Origin of the sequence: Enterobacter sp. BIDMC 29 (assembly GCF_019378755.1) — a bacterium.
Classification (GTDB): Bacteria; Pseudomonadota; Gammaproteobacteria; order Enterobacterales; family Enterobacteriaceae; genus Enterobacter; species Enterobacter ludwigii.
In genome coordinates this window covers 4,742,953-4,760,417 of sequence record NZ_CP080000.1, presented here as the reverse complement: position 1 = coordinate 4,760,417, position 17,465 = coordinate 4,742,953, and the positions used below count along the sequence as shown (strand labels likewise).

Below are 17,465 nucleotides of genomic sequence, written 5' to 3'. Positions count from 1 at the left end.
GGGATCCAGCCTGCCCCATCTCATTAAAAAATATTATATTATCGTCGGGAAGGGCATTGAATGCTTCCCGGCCTTACGAAAACCGCTAATAATTTTCAATAATAAATTGAACAACAAAAAGCGGAAATATGCCCGTAAAATGCGTGAAAATATTCACACCATCTATGCTTTTATATTTTCATTACTGCCCGTTTAGAAATTCTAAATACACCATTTAGAGCAGCCACAATATACTACTGCCCGTGGTTACACCCATATATAAAACCTATTGATTACATTACTAGTCGACAGCTCTATAATTTCTCTTCGTTAAGGAACAACAATGAAAAAAATTCTTCTTGTCGCGGCCATCGCTGCGGCAACGTCCATGACCGCAGCCCATGCGGCTAACACCGCCGTCATGAAAGTGAAAGGCAAACTGACCAACGCGTCATGTACTCCTACAATGAGCAACGGCGGTGCAGTAGATTATGGCAAAATATCAATGGGCTCACTGAGCGCGACTGAGGATAACCAGCTCGGCCAGCGTGATATCACCATGACAATTACCTGTAATTCTGCGACCAAAGTCGGCTGGACAATGTACGACAACCGCAAAGACAGTCTGGCTGATGGCCATTATATTGAAGTCGATGATTCTGCCGTTGATGGCAGCTCGACATTCAGCCCTCAGTACACAAGCGGTTTAGGTTTTACCAAAGAGGGCCAGAAGATTGGCGGATGGGCAGTGTATACCAACCTGCCATATGTCACGGTAGACGGCGCACCTGCTGATGCGATTACCGCGGGAGGCACTAATCTGACTAAATGGAATAAAAATACGACGGGTCGTCTTGTTCTGGATGACTACGAAACCATGTCCGTCGCCAAACCGGGTGAACTCGTGCCGATGGCCTTTACCGAAGCCGTATTCCCAATGAAAGTCTCCATGGCAATCAGGAATACCAACAGACTGAGCATTACCGAAGATACCGAACTGGATGGTCAGGCGACCATTACGCTGAAATACCTCTAATTAAATTATCGCTCAGGCGATAACGTATCTCTGACGGCGAATTTAATTCGCCGTTTTTTATTCTTTATTCATACTGCATCCATCATATTATTCGCAAGACGTAAATACATACATGATTGTATTTACAGCCCTTAATTAAACTCACAACCGAGTGTAGAATTTCTCATTTCACAAATAACTCTGACCATTAATAGAATTCCCGCGCTTGTGAATCAATACGTTAATTACACGCACATAAGAAAATGTCCACTTTTTGGTTAAGGAATAACAGTGAAAAAACTTCTTCTCGCCACTCTGATTGCCGTGGCTTCGCACGCTGCGCTCGCCGACTCTACCGTTGTGATGAAGGTGAAAGGCAAAATGAATAATGCGTCCTGTACGCCTGAATTAAGCAATGGCGGTTCTATCGATTTTGGCACCATCGCCCTGGATCAACTTTCTCCTACCCAGACGAATCAGATGGGTCAAAAGGACATGTCGTTAACCATTAACTGCCCTTCAGCGACCAAAGTGGCCTGGAGCATCGCGGACAATAAAGAAGATACCAATGCGGCAAATGACCTGACGTCCAGCCAGTTCTACATCCGCGATGCGGCGGATAACGGAGGTGATGCCTGGGGCGCTGGCACCACCTATGGCGTTGGCACCACGGCTGCGGGCGAAAAGATTGGGGCGTATGCCATCGCAACGCGCGTGAATGAAGTTACCGCCAATGGTCTTCCGGCTCAGGCCATTTATGCCCCGGCGTACGTCAACAGCAATGGCGAATACATGTGGCGTAACCTGAGTACCGGTATTATTGCCAACGGTAACGCAGAAATTATGACGGCGACCACCCCAGGCAAATCTTCTCCGCTGGCGATTACCAACGTCGTCTTCCCGTTTAAAGTCTCGATGGCCATTGTGAATACCGATCGCCTGACCACGACCGATGAAGCTCAACTGAGCGGCGAAACCACCATTACGCTGGTTTATCTCTGATACGTTAAGGTCATGTTTTCTTTTCTCCGGCGGGGATATCCCGCCGTTTTAAAGCAGAATATAAATCCATTCATATCTGATTGTAATGACTTAATAAAATCTCAATGTGCTCGTTAGAAAATCTAATTATTGCATTCTGTGAATCATTAATAGAATCAGCGGCGCTTGTTATTTAACACGTGTATTCATGCAAGCACTTTGCGGACTAAAAATATCTTTTTTAGTCACTCTCTTTCAGGTTAAGGAATAACAATGAAAAAGCTTCTTCTTGCCACCGTGCTATCCATGGCGGCAACAGCCGTTTGCGCAGAACCGACCGCCATGCTCAAAGTACAGGGCTCACTGACCAGCGCAGGCTGCGTGCCGGAAATCAGCAACGGGGGTCTGGCCAACTTCGGTGAAATCGGTCTGGACTCCCTCTCCTCCAGCGTGCCATATCAGGCAGGCCATAAAGATGTCACCCTGACCATCAAGTGCCAGTCCGCCACACGCGTGGGCTGGACGCTTCACGACGATCGCGCGGATTCCAACGCCGGTGCCAGCCTGCCAGCCAACCAATTCCACGTGGATAACGCTACCGCAAACGGTGGCCAGGCTTCTGGCTCCAGCCAACTGAACGGCGTAGGTAAAACCAGCGCCGGCGAGAACATCGGTGCGTATGCCATTTCTACCTACCTGACCTCCGTTACCGCAGACGGCGCGGCGGTACAGCCTATCGCGGCTACCCTGTATACCGGCGGCACGATCAGCAGCAGAAGCTGGATGAACATGTGGACCAGCGGCATCCTCTCCAACGATGGCACCGACGTCATGACCGTTTCCAAAAGCGGCCAGCGTGCACCTTTAGCCTTCATGAGCGCGGCATTCCCGCTGAAGATTGCGCTGGCCGTAGCCCCAAGCGACAAGCTGACCCTGACCGACAAAACCGAGCTTGAAGGCCAGTCAACGATCACCCTGGTTTACCTCTAATCCAGCCCCCTGACGCAAAACTCTCCAGTTACATGGGGAGTTTTTTTCCTGACCAGCGAATGAAACCCACTATGTCTACGATCCACACATCAACACGTTTGATCTGCTCACTGTGCCTCGCCCTTCCGGCTTCGCTTTTTGCCGCCGGAATGGTGCCTGAAACCACCCTGCTGCTGATTGACGAAGCGAACCACGGCGGCGTCATGAGCGTGAAAAACACCGACAGCATTCCCACCCTGCTTTATACCTCCATCCGGGATATCGGGGGCGACCAGGGGGTAAAACTCAACGTCACCCAGCCGGTGGTGCGCCTCGAGCCAGGCCAGGAGCAACAGGTTCGCTTTATTCTTGAAACCGACAAACCGCTTAGCGTTGAACAGTACAAACGCGTGGTGTTCGAAGGTATTCCGCCCAAGAGCACGGATAAAAACGTGAAGGTCGGGATCAACCTGCGTCAGGATTTACCGGTCCTGATCCATCCCAAAGATCTGCCGGTGGTCACCGACGCCTGGAAATTACTGACCTGGTCAGTCACCGGGAAAGAGATCAAGGTGCAGAATCCGTCCGCCTACGTGGTCCGTTTCTCCACCTCTGTCACCTTACTGCCTTCGCATACGGAAGGTCTGGTCAACAAGACGTTTATCCTGCCGGGAGAGACCATGACGGTGCAGACCGACACCCCGGTTAATGGCACCGATAACGCCATTGAGTTCAATCCGGCCAGCCGCTACGGGATTGAAGTTGAGAGCTTTACCGCTTCCCTGACGCGCCAGTAAGACAGGGATGTTTTGGTGATTGAGTTCTCTTTGCGTAATCAGACGCTTCGCGCCGCCATACTGGGGGCTTTGACGTTGCCCGCCCAGTCGGTATCGGCGGCCGGTATGGATTTTAATACCGATATTCTGGCGACCCGCGGTATCAGCACCAACCTCGCCCACTACTTCTCCCAGGCCCAGCGATACCTGCCGGGGCCGCATGCCGTGCAGGTAAAAATTAACGGCGTCGATAAAGGCACGCTTGCGATCCGCGTGGGAGAGGAAGGGCAACTGTGTCTGGATGATGACTTTACCCGTGCGGCAGGTCTTCTTCCGCTGAATATCAATGCAAAAGAGCCCTGCCATAATCTTCTGCAAGATTACCCGACGGCCACCGTCACGCTGCTGCCCAACGCGGAGTCGCTTGAGATTTATGTTCCCGCAGAGGCGATGGACAATGGTTTTTATGCCGCGAAATACTACGCGCACGGCGGTGAGGCGGGCCTTATCAATTACAGTGCGTTCAGCAACTACAACGAGTACGGCAGCGGCGGAAACAGTACCTTTTCCCAGGGCAATATTGGCGCCGGTCTCAACGTGGCGAACTGGACGCTGCGCAGCAACTTTATCCTGACCGACGATAACGGAACCCGCAGCACAGAGAATCTCTATACCTACGCGGAACACGTCTTCGAAGAACGAAAACTTCGCATTCAGGCGGGGCAGATTAACGTCAACTCGGCGCTGTTCAGTGGCGCACAAATTAATGGCGTTCAGTTCCTGCCGGAAACGGGCCTGCAACCGAATATTCCGGCGACGACCATTTCCGGCATCGCCCGCACCAACCAGGCGCGCGTTGACGTTCGTCAGTCCGGGCAGGTTATCTACTCTTCGCTGGTAAATGCCGGTCCGTTTACTCTGACCGATGTCCCGGTGGTGCGTGGTAACGTGGATCTGGACATCAGCGTGGTCGAAACCGACGGTTCCACCACGACGTTTACGGTTCCCTCCTCCTCACTGAACGTGAGCGGGATGACGCGCACCGAAGGGCTCAGCGTCTCGTTGGGTAAAGTTCGCGATACCGGGGATGAACAGGGGTCGCCCTGGGTATTTAATTTTTCTGACGGAACCCGGTTTACGCCCCAGCTCACCGGCGTCACGGCGGGCGTGCTGGCAGAGCAGTATCAGGCCCTCGGGGCGATGCTGGAATGGTCGCCAGCCGAGTACTGGCTCCTTTCTCCCAGCGTTCAGATGAGCCGCGCGCAGTTCTACGGTCAACAAAATGGCCGCAAGATAGAATTGCAAAGTCACCTTTCCCTGCCCGAGCAACTCACGCTTGGGGTCAGCGCATCAACCTACAGCACCGGCTACCGGGAGTTAAACGAGGCGATGGACGCTGAATCCCAGCGCTATCAAAGCGCCTGGAATACCAGCCTCAACTGGAACAACGCGTGGGTTGGCTCGCTTTCTTTCCAGTACAGCGAGAATGCCGGGGATGAAGAGAGCAGTAGCTCCCGCTACCTGATGGTCTCCTGGGGCAAGAGTCTGGGGCACACGTCGCTCTCAGTGAACTGGCAGCACGCCCTCAGCAGCAGTGAGACGGAGAAAGGCGGCACAAGTGATGGCGACCTGCTCTATCTTAATCTGGTCATTCCGTTTGGCACTGAGCGCATCAGTACCTATATGCGCAGCCAGGGTGAAAAACAAAACCTCGGTATTCAGGACAGCGGATCGTGGGGTCAGAACACCAATTACAACCTCTCGGTCGATCGCGACAATCAGGACAAGACCCAGTCGTTTAACGGCAATGTCAGCACCAACCTGCACTACACACAGTTGGGCATGGCCGCAGGGCTGAACGACGGGAACCAGCATAATTACAGCACCTCCCTCAGCGGCGGCATCGCCCTGCATGGTCATGGCATTACGTTTGCACCCTACCCGATTAAAGACACCTTTGGCATTGCGCGATTAAGCGAGCCGGAAAGCGGTATTCAAATCGCCACGCCTGATGGAACCGTCTGGACCGATGCGTGGGGACAAGCCGTGGTGCCGGGTCTGCGCGAGTGGCAAACCTCTCAGATTGTCATTGATGCCAGCTCCCTGCCACAGGGAATGGATTTATCGAACGGGATACAGACCGTTTCCGCAGCTTACGGCTCATTCGCGCAGGTGGATTTCCACGTGCTGAACACGCGTCGTCTAATGCTTAGCGTGAAACGCCCTGACGGGTCATGGCTCGCCAGAGGGCTTAGCGTGGTGGATAAAGACAGTCGTTATATCGTGAGCGTAATGGATAACGGCAGCGTGTTTATTCCCGACGCCACGGATGCGCCCGCCCTGTATGTGGTGGACGACAACATGGCAAAAATTTGCCACATCACGTATTCGCTCAGCGAAGACAAAAATACCGAGTCCTATTACGAAAAAGCAGAAGGAATGTGCCAGTGAAAACCTGTTATTCCCTTTTATTCGCGGCGTTTGCCAGCATGATTTTGCTCTTCTCCGCACGCGCGTCCAGTGAAGAGTGTCAGGTTACGTTTTCGCAGCCTGTTGTCTCGTTTGGAAAACTCAAACCGTCGGATATCGCCGCCTCGCAGAAGAACTGGAACCGAATGCCGGCCAAAGAAATCACGGCCAACGTCTTCTGCCCGGAGCCGAGAGTGATGGCGCTGTTTCTGCAGTCCACTGCCGGCGTCAACGGGGGGGTTCTCTTTGGTCAGGACGGGCGACTGGCCATTATTGCCGACAATATGGTGGTTGACGGGCATGCCTGCACGCTGGCGAAAACGACGGACCGTATCGGTTTTACGCCCTCCTCCAGCCCGACGCAACGCGCGTTTATCAAAAATAATGAAGGTCTCGTTGCCCGGAAAAATGCCGCGCCGGTGCGGGGTAAACACATGAGCTTCACCCTTAAGATTGTTCCCGTCATTAATAACAGCCAGCTTCGTCATGTTGCTGACAATACCCTTCTTGAGAGCAATATGGCCTGGGAATTATTAACACAGGAATAACCCCATTCACGCGTCAGGTACCTGCCTGCGTGAAGCGTAGAAAAGCACTACCGTTACAAATACTGACGGGTTAATACCCCGCAATGTCATGCTTTTTATTTATGTTAAGGATTAACAATGAAAAAATGTTTACTCGTTGTCGCGCTGGCCCTGGCGGCCACATCCGCACACGCGGGCGATACCGCCGTGCTGAAAGTCAAAGCCTCGCTTGCCGGTGCCTCGTGTGTACCGGAGCTGAGCAATAATGGCGTGATCGATTTTGGCAGGATTCATATTGGCGATTTGTCGCAAACCCAGGCCACGCAGCTGGGCGAAAAAGGGGTGATGCTAACGATCAACTGCCCTACGCCAACAAAGGTGGGCTGGAGCATTGCGGATAACCGTACCGATTCCAACGCCAGCACGGGCAGCAGTAACCTGAAGGTGAAAAACGCCAATGCTAACGGCGGTGAGCTTCGCGGTGCGATGAGCACCTTTGGGCTGGGCAAAACGCACGATGGTAAAAACATCGGCGCGTACTCCATCTACACCACGCCAGGCGATGTGACGGCGAACGGCAATAACGCTGAGCCTATCCGTACGGCCGTGACCGCGGGAGCGGGCGTGAGCCGCTGGCAGAAAGCCAACGGTGGTACCATCGCCAATAAAGATTTGGGTCTGATGAGCGTTGCGCCGGCGGGCAAAAACGACCCGATGGCGGTCACCAGCGTCTCTTTCCCGCTGAACGTGTCGCTGGCGGTCGAGAATCTGAAGAATCTGTCTTTAACGGAAGATACGGAGTTTGACGGTCAGGCGACCATCAGCGTGGTGTATTTGTAACCGGGAAGAGCATGCCGGGCAGCGAACGCCGCCCGGCAGTACAACATTACTCTTTGTCGCCCAGCAGAACGGATTCCAGCGCGATTTTGATCATGTCGTTGAAGGTGGTCTGACGCTCAGCAGCGGTCGTCTGCTCGTGCGTACGGATATGGTCAGACACGGTGCAGATGGTCAGTGCTTTCGCGCCAAACTCAGCCGCGACACCGTAGATCCCAGCCGCTTCCATTTCCACACCCAGGATGCCGTACTTTTCCATCACGTCGAACATCTCGCCGCCGTCTGGTGCATAGAACAGGTCAGCAGAGAACAGGTTACCCACGCGTGCGTCTACGCCCAGCGCTTTTGCGGCGTCAACCGCGTTACGTACCATGCCGAAGTCAGCGATGGCGGCAAAGTCATGGTCTTTGAAACGCATACGGTTAACTTTAGAGTCCGTGCACGCGCCCATGCCGATAACCACATCACGCAGCTTAACGTCCATACGTACTGCACCGCAGGAGCCTACGCGAATAATTTTCTTCACGCCGAAATCGGTGATCAGCTCTTTGGTGTAGATGGAGCAGGATGGGATACCCATACCGTGACCCATCACGGAGATTTTGCGGCCTTTGTACGTACCGGTGAAGCCCAGCATGCCGCGAACGTTGTTCACTTCACGCACGTCTTCGAGGAAAGTTTCTGCAATGTGCTTCGCGCGCAGCGGGTCGCCCGGCATCAATACGACGTCAGCGAAATCACCCATTTCGGCATTAATGTGAGGAGTTGCCATCTTCAGTTCCTTTTATCGTGTTTTTGCCGGGTGGCGGCGGCGCCTGCCCGGCCTGCATGGTGTTCTCCCTCTCCCGGAGGGAGAGGGGATACGCCCGGATGTGTTTAGAACATGGCCTTGCCATATTCCATGTCGGACGTACCAAAGTATTTCGCAATAGTCTGACCGATATCGGCGAAGGTTTCACGGTGGCCCAGTGAGCCAGGTTTCACTTTCGGGCCGTACACCAGCACAGGAATGTGCTCGCGTGTGTGGTCGGTACCGGTCCAGGTTGGGTCGCAGCCGTGGTCGGCGGTCAGGATCAGAATGTCATCTTCACCCACCAGCTCCATCAGCTCCGGCAGACGGCGGTCAAACAGTTCCAGGCCCGCGGCATAACCGGCCACGTCACGACGGTGGCCCCAGGAGGAGTCGAAGTCCACGAAGTTGGTGAAGACGATAGTCTTGTCACCCGCTTCTTTCATCTCTTTGATGGTGGCGTCAAACAGCGCATCCAGACCGGTGGCTTTCACTTTTTTGGTGATACCGCAGTTGGCATAGATGTCTGCAATTTTCCCCACGGACACCACGTGGCCATCTTTCTCGTCAACCAGCTTCTGCAGTACGGTCGGTGCCGGTGGCTCAACGGCCAGGTCATGACGGTTACCGGTGCGCTGGAAGTTACCCGCTTTATCACCGATAAACGGACGTGCAATCACGCGACCGATGTTATAGCCGCCTTCGGTAAGCTCTTCACGTGCGATTTCGCACAGCTCGTAAAGCTTATCCAGGCCAAAGGTCTCTTCGTGGCAGGCAATCTGGAACACGGAGTCGGCAGAGGTGTAGAAAATCGGCTTGCCGGTTTTCATGTGCTCTTCACCGAGTTCGTCCAGAATCACGGTACCGGAAGAGTGGCAGTTACCGAGGTAGCCCGGCAGATTGGCACGCTTAACCAGCTTGTCCAGCAGCTCCTGCGGGAAGCTGTTCTCGTGATCGGAGAAGTAACCCCAGTCGAAGAGAACCGGCACGCCAGCGATTTCCCAGTGGCCAGACGGGGTATCTTTACCGGAAGAGAGCTCGTGCGCCCAGGCGTACGCGCCTACCACTTCCGCATTGCCGTCCATACCGGCTGCAATTTTACCGGTAGAACCTTCATGGGCTTTCACCAGACCCAGACGGGTCAGGTTTGGCAGAGTCAGAGGGCCTTTACGACCGTTGTCCGCTTCGCCTTTCGCACAGGCTTCAGCGATGTGACCCATGGTATCGGAACCCACGTCACCAAAACGTTCTGCATCTTCGGTTGCGCCGATGCCGAATGAGTCCAGCACCATAATAAATGCACGTTTCATAATTGTTCTCCGTACGTAGTGCTTCAAAAATTATCGATCAGATCAGTATACCGCTATTCGGTGATACGGCGATAGACAGTCGGTGTGCTTTGCGGTGCTTTATCATCAAGCGTAATGGCCGCTTTCACCGCCTTCGCCGCTTCCTGCCAGCTGGCTTCATCTTTCGCATGGATCACGGCCAGCGGACGTTGACCATCAACGCTGTCACCCAGACGCGCCATATCGGTAAAGCCGACGCTGTAATCAATGGTGTCCGAGGCCTGACGACGACCGCCGCCCATCGACACGACGGCCATGCCGAGCGCGCGCGTATCCATCGCCGAGACAAAGCCTTCGGTATCGGCGTAGACCGCTTTGCTGAGCGTCGCCGTTGGCAGGTATTTCGCGTAGTGTTCCACGAAGTCGGTCGGGCCTTTCTGCGCCGCTACCATGCGGCCGAAGATCTCTGCCGCTTTGCCGTTATCCAGCACCGCCTGAAGTTTGGCGCGTGCATCGGCATCATCGCTGGCGAGCTTGCCGGAGATCAGCATCTCCACGCACAGGGCCATGGTGACATCGAGCAGACGCGGGTTCCGGTATTCACCGGTGAGGAACTGCACGGCTTCACGCACTTCCACAGCGTTGCCTGCGCTGGACGCCAGCACCTGGTTCATGTCCGTCAGCAGGGCGGTAGTACGCACGCCCGCACCGTTGGAGACGCCCACAATGGCTTCTGCCAGCGCCGCGGAAAGCTCATAGGTCGGCATAAAGGCGCCGCTGCCCACTTTCACATCCATGACCAGCGCATCCAGGCCTTCCGCCAGTTTCTTGGCGAGGATAGAGGCGGTAATCAGGGGAATAGAGTCGACGGTCGCGGTGATATCGCGGGTCGCGTAGAAGCGCTTGTCTGCAGGAGCAAGAGAGCTGGTCTGGCCGATAATCGCCACACCAACGTCTTTAATAATGTCGCGGAAGCGATGGTCATCCGGGAAGATATCGAAGCCCGGGATGGCCTCCAGTTTGTCGAGCGTACCGCCGGTATGCCCCAGGCCACGCCCGGAGATCATGGGGATATAACCACCACAGGCCGCCACCATTGGGCCCAGCATCAATGACGTCACGTCACCTACACCGCCGGTTGAGTGTTTATCCACAATCGGGCCGTTGAGGTTCAGGCTTTTCCAGTCCAGAACGGTTCCTGAATCTCGCATCGCCATGGTCAGCGATACACGCTCAGGCATCGACATATCGTGGAAGAAAATGGTCATCGCCAGAGCAGCAATCTGCCCTTCAGAGATGGTGTTATCACGAATGCCATTGATAAAGAAGCGGATCTCTTCGTCGCTTAATGCATGACCATCACGTTTTTTACGAATAATTTCTTGTGCGAGAAACACGGTAACCCCCGAGAAAACAGGTTAAATGCGGCGGATGGCCCGCCGCAGGATAAAAATCAGTAGCTGCTTGCGCTCTTACCATCGCCGTGACCCAGCGCTTTCAGCAGGCTCGCCAGCAGGCTGGATGCACCAAAGCGATAGTGACGGGAATCCGCCCACGCCGGGCCAAACAGTTCATCGGCAATCGCCAGGAACTGCTGCGCATCTTCAGCCGTGCGCACGCCGCCTGCAGGTTTGAAGCCTACGGTTTTTTCCACGCCCATATCACGGATCACTTCCATCATGATGCGCGCGCTTTCCGGCGTTGCGTTCACCGGCACTTTACCGGTAGAGGTTTTGATGAAATCTGCACCCGCGTTGATGGAGATTTCAGACGCTTTACGGATCAGCGCTTCTTCTTTCAGCTCACCGGTTTCGATGATCACTTTCAGCAGCACGTTTGCCGCTGCACAAGCGTCTTTACACGCTTTAACCAGGTCAAAACCAACCTGCTCGTTACCGGCGATCAGCGCACGGTACGGGAATACCACGTCCACTTCGTCAGCACCGTACGCGATGGCCGCGCGGGTTTCAGCCAGCGCAATCTCGATGTCGTCATTGCCGTGCGGGAAGTTAGTCACGGTTGCAATGCGTACATCCGGCGTGCCCTGCTCTTTCAGCGTCTTACGGGCAATGGGGATAAAGCGCGGGTAGATACAGACGGCTGCAGTGTTCCCGACGGGCGTTTTCGCCTGATGGCACAGGGCGATGACTTTCTCATTGGTGTCGTCATCATTCAGGGTGGTCAGGTCCATCAGTTTCAACGCGCGCAGGCTGCTTGCAGTTAAATCGGTCATAACATTCTCCAACGGCATCGCCGTATAAATTTCACCTTGCGGTCTGTGACTATTCTAACATCCAGCCGCACTTACACTTCGACATTCATCACAGTTAATGAAAACTGCGTACAAATTTGCATTACTGTAATGAGATGAACTTCAAATTTTACTGCTGTCGCTGCTGATTAAAGCAGCGATACCCGGTGTGGGATCAAAAGTCGCCCCAGGATGACTTCCTACAATTCGGTCATCATCCGCAGAACCATAAAGGAAGCGAATATGTCCCACGCCAGCCCTCACGCACTGCAACAACGTTGCCAGCAAATTGTGACAAGCCCGGTATTGACCCCCGAGCAAAAACGTCATTTTCTGGCGCTGGAGGCGGAGAACCATCTTCCCTACCCCGCGCTGCCTCAGGCCGCTCGCACCGCGCTGGAAGAGGGATTTATCTGCGACATGTTCGAAGGCCATGCGCCTTATAAACCGCGCTATGTTCTGCCTGATTACGCCAGATTCCTCGCCAACGGCTCGGCATGGCTGGAACTGGAAGGGGCAAAGGATCTGGATGACGCGCTCTCACTGCTGACCATCCTGTACCACCATGTTCCTTCTGTCACATCGATGCCGGTCTTCCTCGGCCATCTTGATGCATTACTGCAACCGTATGTTAGTATTCTAACACAAGAAGAAATCGATAGCCGAATAAAACGTTTCTGGCGCTATCTCGACAGAACGCTTCCGGATGCGTTTATGCATGCCAATATTGGTCCGGCGGACACGCCCGTTACCCGCGCGATTTTACGCGCTGATGCAGAGCTGAAGCAGGTCGCACCGAATCTGACCTTTATTTATGATCCCGATATCACACCAGATTCACTGCTGCTCAGGGTGGCCGAAAATCTCTGTGAATGCAGCAAACCCCATCTTTCTAACGGCCCGGTGAATGATAAAATTTTCACAAAAGGCCGTTATGGCATCGTGAGTTGTTACAACTCCCTGCCGCTGGCAGGCGGTGGCAGCACGCTGGTGCGCCTTAACCTGAAGGCCATTGCCGAACACAGCGACTCGCCCGAAGACTTTTTTACCCGCACGTTGCCCCACTACTGCCAGCAGCAACTGGCCGTCATCAATGCCCGCTGCGAGTTCCTGTATCAAAAATCCGGCTTCTTTGAGAATAGCTTCCTCGTCAAAGAGGGGCTGATTGATCCCGACCGCTTTGTGCCGATGTTCGGCATGTACGGCCTGGCCGAAGCGGTGAACGTGCTGTGTGAGAAAGCGGGTTCACCGGGCCGTTACGGTAAAGACGACCAGGCCAACGCGCTGGGGTATCGGATCAGCGAACAGCTCGCGGCGTTTGTTGAAAACACGCCGGTGAAATACGGCTGGAAACAGCGTGCGATGCTGCATGCCCAGTCCGGAATAAGCTCTGATATCGGTACGACGCCGGGCGCGCGGTTGCCTTACGGGGAGGAGCCGGACCCGATTAGCCATCTGCTGAGCGTGGCGCCACACCACAAGCACTATCACGCCGGGATTAGCGACATCCTGACGCTGGACGAGACGGTAAAACGCAACCCACAGGCCGTGGTACAACTGTGTCTGGGTGCGTTCAATGCCGGAATGCGGGAGTTCACTGCCAACGTGGCCGGTAACGATCTGGTACGCGTGACCGGATATATGGTCCGGTTGTCCGACCTGGAGAAATACCGTGAAGCAGGGTCACGCACTAACACCACCTGGCTTGGAGAAGAAGCCGCCCGACATACCCGCATCCTGGAGCGCCAGCCACGCGTGATAAGCCATGAACAGCAGATGCGCTTTAGTTAGTCAGGTGATCCCCTTCTCCTGCGTGGACGGGCCGGGCAGCCGCCTGGCTCTGTTTCTCCAGGGCTGCAACCTGCGCTGCAAAACCTGCCACAATCCGTGGACCATCGGACGCTGCAACGACTGTGGCGACTGCGTACCCCATTGCCCACACGATGCGCTGAACATACAGGCCGGGCGGGTCTGGTGGCAGGAGAGTCAGTGTCAGCAGTGTGATACCTGCCTGCAGTTGTGCCAGCAACAGGCAACGCCAATGGCGCACCGTTTTAGCGTCGACGAGATCCTCACTCAGCTCTCTAAATCCGCACCCTTTATTGAAGGCATTACCGTGAGCGGCGGTGAAGCGACAACGCAGCTACCGTTCCTGGTGGCGCTCTTCACGGCGATCAAAGCCGATCCCGCCCTGCAACACCTGACGTGCCTGGTGGACAGCAACGGTCTGTTAGGGGAAACCGGCTGGCAAAAACTGCTGCCGGTATTCGACGGGGCAATGGTGGATTTGAAGGCCTGGGGGAACGAACACCATCGCTTCCTGACCGGACGCGAAAATCCGCAGATTAAGCACAGTATCCGCTGGCTGGCACACCACCAGCGGCTGGCGGAACTGCGATTACTGGTGATCCCGGAGCAATGTGATTATCTGGAGCATCTCAAAGCGCTGACGGCGTTTATCCACGCGTTGGGCAATGTCCCGGTACGCATTAACGCCTTTCATGCTCACGGCGTTTACGGTGAAGCGGCGTCCTGGCGCAGCGCCACGCCCGAAGATATTGAGCCGCTGGCGCGGGCGCTGGAACAACAGCAAATCATGGTGATCCGACCGGCGCTTTATCTATAACGTAATACCAAATACCGCGCGGGTATTCTCCAGCAGGGCATGCGCAATCACCTCTTCCGGCTCCTCACGCAGCTCACAAAGCGTGTCAAAGACCCGAGCGGCCTGCTCCGGGCGATTTGGCTGCCCCTGAAAACCGTTGAGCGGCATATCCGGTGCATCGGTTTCCAGTAATAATGCTTCGAGCGGCAGCTGCGCCATCACATCGCGGGTTTTACTGGCGCGTGGATAGGTGATGGTACCCCCGACGCCAATTTTATAGCCCAGCGCAATAAAGCGCTGCGCCTGCTGCAGGCTCCCTGAAAAGCCGTGCACAACGCCCCTTCGCGGAAGATCGATACGCTTCAGATGCATTGCCAGTTTGTCATGGGTTCGACGGGAGTGAAGGATCACCGGCAGATCGTGGCGCTTCGCCAACCGCAGCTGCGCATCAAGGATCGTCTGCTGGCGCGCAAACTGCGGATCGTCGCGATAGAGATCGAGGCCGATCTCACCGATGGCGACAAGTTTGTCGCCAGCCGTCTGCACAATGGCGTCCAGCGCGTCGATATGCTCATCAAGATGGTGTTCAATCACAATGGGATGCAGGCCGAGCGCGGCATACAGCGCCTGGTGCCGCCTTGAGAGATCCACTACCCGCTCAAAGTATGCCGCTTCAACCGCCGGCACAATTATCGCCTCTACGCCGGCTTGTGCAGCTCGCGTGATGCTTTGCTCTTCATCCCCCGTAAACGGTGGAAAATCAAAATGACAGTGGGTATCGATAAACCGGTACGTCACGCCAGATCCTCATTATCTAACAATGCGTCATTCGCCTGCGGAGCATCCACCAGCGGCATCGCCAGCGCATCATTCGCCACCACCGCTGGTGGGGTAATAATGGCTTTATGACGATGTATAGGCGGTTGTTCAGCCAGCAGTTTGCCTATTGTCGCCAGGAAGTAACGCCCGCACAGACGCCCCGTTTTGTAATCGGTACGCAGCGCAGGAACGCGGCTGCCCAGCGCCATGCTGACCAGCGGTTTAGGCGGATAAATTTCAAATATACGCAGCTTACCCGGCGGTTTTTCAATAAAGCGCTGCATGGCGCCATAGGTCGTTTCATGCTGCTTCGCGATGTTGACCAGGTGTTGCAGGCTGCTGTCACCTAACCAGCGCTCCATGCGTTTAAACCATTGCGGGGTATAGTACATTTGCGACGGGACGGTGCGGATCACCACAATGGTGTTTGCCCCGCGTCGCGCAGCTTCCTGTACCGGCACCGCGTCACTGATGCCGCCGTCCAGATAGCTGATGCCGTCCAGCAGCGCGCCGGAACGATAGAAACCGGGAATGGCGCTGGAGGCGCGAATGATATCCAGCCAGTTCTCTTTTTGAGGAGAGAAATACCCCGGCGTGTAGTCATCACCACGGCTGGCGCACATCCAGAACTCTTTTCCGCTGTCGAACAGGCGCGCCGCCGTATCCATTGCCAGCGGCATCTGGCTTGAGGTCGAATCCAGCAGCCAGTCGAGGTCAATCAGGTTCCCGCCGCGCACAAAGCGCACCGGGTTGAAAAATTCTTTCGCCGTGGTGTAGCGCATGATCACTTTTCGCGCGTAGCCGGGCTGGTTACAGACATAAGCAGAGAGGTTTTGCGCCCCGGCAGAGGTCCCGAAGTACAGGTCAAACGGGTTGAATTGCGCGCGCATAAACTCGTCCAGCACACCGGCCGTAAAAATGCCGCGCTGTCCGCCACCTTCACACACCAGCGCAAGCGGGCCTGCGCGAAACGGCTTTAACGCCAGCGGCGCAATATTGCCGAGCGTAACGGGAATTCGTTGCCCCACCTCTGCTTTCCTGTTTTCATTTTTCTGTTATGACACAGTAGCGCACCCGACCAGCGACTGAAACAAGAAAAAGCCAGTCACGAGGACTGGCTTTTTTTTGTTGAAGGAATATTGCGTTTGCTACGGACGTCGACGACCCGTAAACAGGCTGACCAGGAACAGAATAATACCCACGACAAAGACAATTTTTGCTGCCCATGCCGCTGTACCTGCCAGACCACCAAAGCCCAATGCGGCGGCAATTAACGCGATAACCAGAAATATAATGCCCCAACGAAACATAAGCTTCTCCTTTACCATAGTTAATGTCGGCCGCTAAATGTGAGCGCGCTCAGATCACTCACCGGCGATTTTCCAGAGTCATTTTTATTTCGCCCGCTGACGTTAGCCAGACGGGCGAATGGTGCAGATTTACTTCGTTTTCAGATCGTTTTTAACGCTTTTAACACCATCGATCGCTTTCGCGATGGACTCGGCGCGCTCACTTTGCGCCTGAGAATCGACCGTACCGGAAAGCTGAACCACACCATCGGTGGTTTCCACTTTCACTTTACGAGATGGCACGATGTCATCTGCTAAAAGTTTAGCTTTGATTTCGCTGGTGGTGGCTGCATCTCCGGCATACCCTTTCACCGACGCGTTTTTGCTGTCCCGAACGTGCAGTTTGTCGCTCACGGACGCTACACCTTCAACACCCTTCGCCACTTTTACCGCCTGTTCGGCCTGGGCCTGGCTTTCTACAAAACCACTCAGGGTGACAACTTTCTTGTCAGTTTTAACGGAAATATCGGTGCTCTTGATAGCTTCATCATCCACCAGTGCGGCTTTCACTTTTGCTGTGATTGAGCTGTCATCCATGAAATTACCGACTTTATTCATAGAGCTATCGATTTTTTGCCCTGCGGTATCGGCGGTGGACTGCGCTTTATCCATAGTGCTGGTTTCAGCCAGAGCAGAACCACTTACCAGGATGCTACCCAGTGTCACAGCCAGCAGAGTTTTAGAAATCTTCAGTCTTGTCATATTCATCGATGTATTCCTGTGTATACCCGTCATTCGGGCGACATACTTCCCTAATTGCTAGTTTTATATATTGCGAATGAACACACGGGCAAAATGGAGAACCCAAA

General features: G+C 54.6%; 17 protein-coding genes. 9 read left to right on the top strand and 8 right to left on the bottom strand.

Annotated features, from left to right (window positions below; all coding sequences use genetic code 11):
- Nucleotides 1-322: 322 nt before the first annotated feature.
- From JTA15_RS20685 to JTA15_RS20655, 7 genes are all read left to right on the top strand, one after another.
- The gene (locus tag JTA15_RS20685) at nt 323-1,015 is read left to right on the top strand and encodes a DUF1120 domain-containing protein (protein WP_113656601.1); all 693 of its coding nucleotides are present in this window, start codon (nt 323-325) and stop codon (nt 1,013-1,015) included.
- 270 nt (nt 1,016-1,285) lie between these two features.
- Nucleotides 1,286-1,996: a DUF1120 domain-containing protein gene (locus JTA15_RS20680; RefSeq protein WP_014168535.1), complete on the top strand. Its 711-nt coding sequence runs from the start codon at nt 1,286-1,288 to the stop codon at nt 1,994-1,996.
- A gap of 252 nt (nt 1,997-2,248) precedes the next feature.
- The gene (locus JTA15_RS20675; protein ID WP_014168534.1) at nt 2,249-2,965 is read left to right on the top strand and encodes a DUF1120 domain-containing protein; all 717 of its coding nucleotides are present in this window, start codon (nt 2,249-2,251) and stop codon (nt 2,963-2,965) included.
- A gap of 71 nt (nt 2,966-3,036) precedes the next feature.
- A complete protein-coding gene (locus JTA15_RS20670; RefSeq protein WP_044857710.1) occupies nt 3,037-3,741 on the top strand; it encodes a fimbria/pilus chaperone family protein in 705 nt (234 codons plus the stop codon).
- 15 nt (nt 3,742-3,756) lie between these two features.
- On the top strand, nt 3,757-6,171 hold the full coding sequence (locus JTA15_RS20665) for a fimbrial biogenesis usher protein (RefSeq protein WP_219372672.1): 2,415 nt from the start codon (nt 3,757-3,759) through the stop codon (nt 6,169-6,171).
- Complete coding sequence (locus JTA15_RS20660; protein ID WP_255580127.1) at nt 6,168-6,737, top strand: hypothetical protein; 570 nt, start codon at nt 6,168-6,170, stop codon at nt 6,735-6,737. Before JTA15_RS20665 ends, JTA15_RS20660 begins: the two co-directional genes overlap by 4 nt.
- A gap of 117 nt (nt 6,738-6,854) precedes the next feature.
- Nucleotides 6,855-7,556: a DUF1120 domain-containing protein gene (locus tag JTA15_RS20655; RefSeq protein ID WP_040018575.1), complete on the top strand. Its 702-nt coding sequence runs from the start codon at nt 6,855-6,857 to the stop codon at nt 7,554-7,556.
- Between the two features lie 46 nt (nt 7,557-7,602).
- On the opposite strand, the gene deoD is transcribed toward JTA15_RS20655, so the two are convergent.
- From deoD to deoC, 4 genes are all read right to left on the bottom strand, one after another.
- On the bottom strand, nt 7,603-8,325 hold the full coding sequence (gene deoD, locus JTA15_RS20650) for a purine-nucleoside phosphorylase (RefSeq protein ID WP_013095492.1): 723 nt from the start codon (nt 8,323-8,325) through the stop codon (nt 7,603-7,605).
- Between the two features lie 104 nt (nt 8,326-8,429).
- Nucleotides 8,430-9,653, bottom strand: coding sequence for a phosphopentomutase (gene deoB, locus JTA15_RS20645; RefSeq protein ID WP_020885280.1), 1,224 nt, complete (start codon nt 9,651-9,653; stop codon nt 8,430-8,432).
- 53 nt (nt 9,654-9,706) lie between these two features.
- On the bottom strand, nt 9,707-11,029 hold the full coding sequence (gene deoA / locus JTA15_RS20640; RefSeq protein WP_014168528.1) for a thymidine phosphorylase: 1,323 nt from the start codon (nt 11,027-11,029) through the stop codon (nt 9,707-9,709).
- A gap of 56 nt (nt 11,030-11,085) precedes the next feature.
- Nucleotides 11,086-11,865: a deoxyribose-phosphate aldolase gene (gene deoC / locus JTA15_RS20635; RefSeq protein WP_020885282.1), complete on the bottom strand. Its 780-nt coding sequence runs from the start codon at nt 11,863-11,865 to the stop codon at nt 11,086-11,088.
- Nucleotides 11,866-12,126: 261 nt separating this feature from the next.
- Here deoC and JTA15_RS20630 point away from each other — a divergent pair, with 261 nt between their 5' ends.
- Together JTA15_RS20630 and JTA15_RS20625 are read left to right on the top strand one after the other, a co-directional pair.
- Entirely contained in the window at nt 12,127-13,674 is a 1,548-nt protein-coding gene (locus JTA15_RS20630; RefSeq protein ID WP_219372670.1) for a YjjI family glycine radical enzyme, read from the top strand.
- A complete protein-coding gene (locus JTA15_RS20625; RefSeq protein ID WP_219372669.1) occupies nt 13,649-14,509 on the top strand; it encodes a YjjW family glycine radical enzyme activase in 861 nt (286 codons plus the stop codon). Before JTA15_RS20630 ends, JTA15_RS20625 begins: the two co-directional genes overlap by 26 nt.
- Here the strand turns inward: JTA15_RS20625 and JTA15_RS20620 are convergent.
- The 4 genes from JTA15_RS20620 to osmY form a co-directional block, all read right to left on the bottom strand.
- The gene (locus tag JTA15_RS20620; protein WP_032679583.1) at nt 14,504-15,286 is read right to left on the bottom strand and encodes a TatD family hydrolase; all 783 of its coding nucleotides are present in this window, start codon (nt 15,284-15,286) and stop codon (nt 14,504-14,506) included. The two genes, JTA15_RS20625 and JTA15_RS20620, sit on opposite strands and share 6 nt — an antisense overlap.
- The gene (locus JTA15_RS20615; protein WP_020885286.1) at nt 15,283-16,335 is read right to left on the bottom strand and encodes a patatin family protein; all 1,053 of its coding nucleotides are present in this window, start codon (nt 16,333-16,335) and stop codon (nt 15,283-15,285) included. The genes JTA15_RS20620 and JTA15_RS20615 overlap by 4 nt, the downstream gene beginning before the upstream one ends.
- Before the next feature lie 120 nt (nt 16,336-16,455).
- On the bottom strand, nt 16,456-16,617 hold the full coding sequence (locus JTA15_RS20610; protein ID WP_003856556.1) for a DUF1328 domain-containing protein: 162 nt from the start codon (nt 16,615-16,617) through the stop codon (nt 16,456-16,458).
- Between the two features lie 129 nt (nt 16,618-16,746).
- On the bottom strand, nt 16,747-17,364 hold the full coding sequence (gene osmY, locus JTA15_RS20605) for a molecular chaperone OsmY (RefSeq protein ID WP_020885287.1): 618 nt from the start codon (nt 17,362-17,364) through the stop codon (nt 16,747-16,749).
- Nucleotides 17,365-17,465 lie beyond the last annotated feature (101 nt).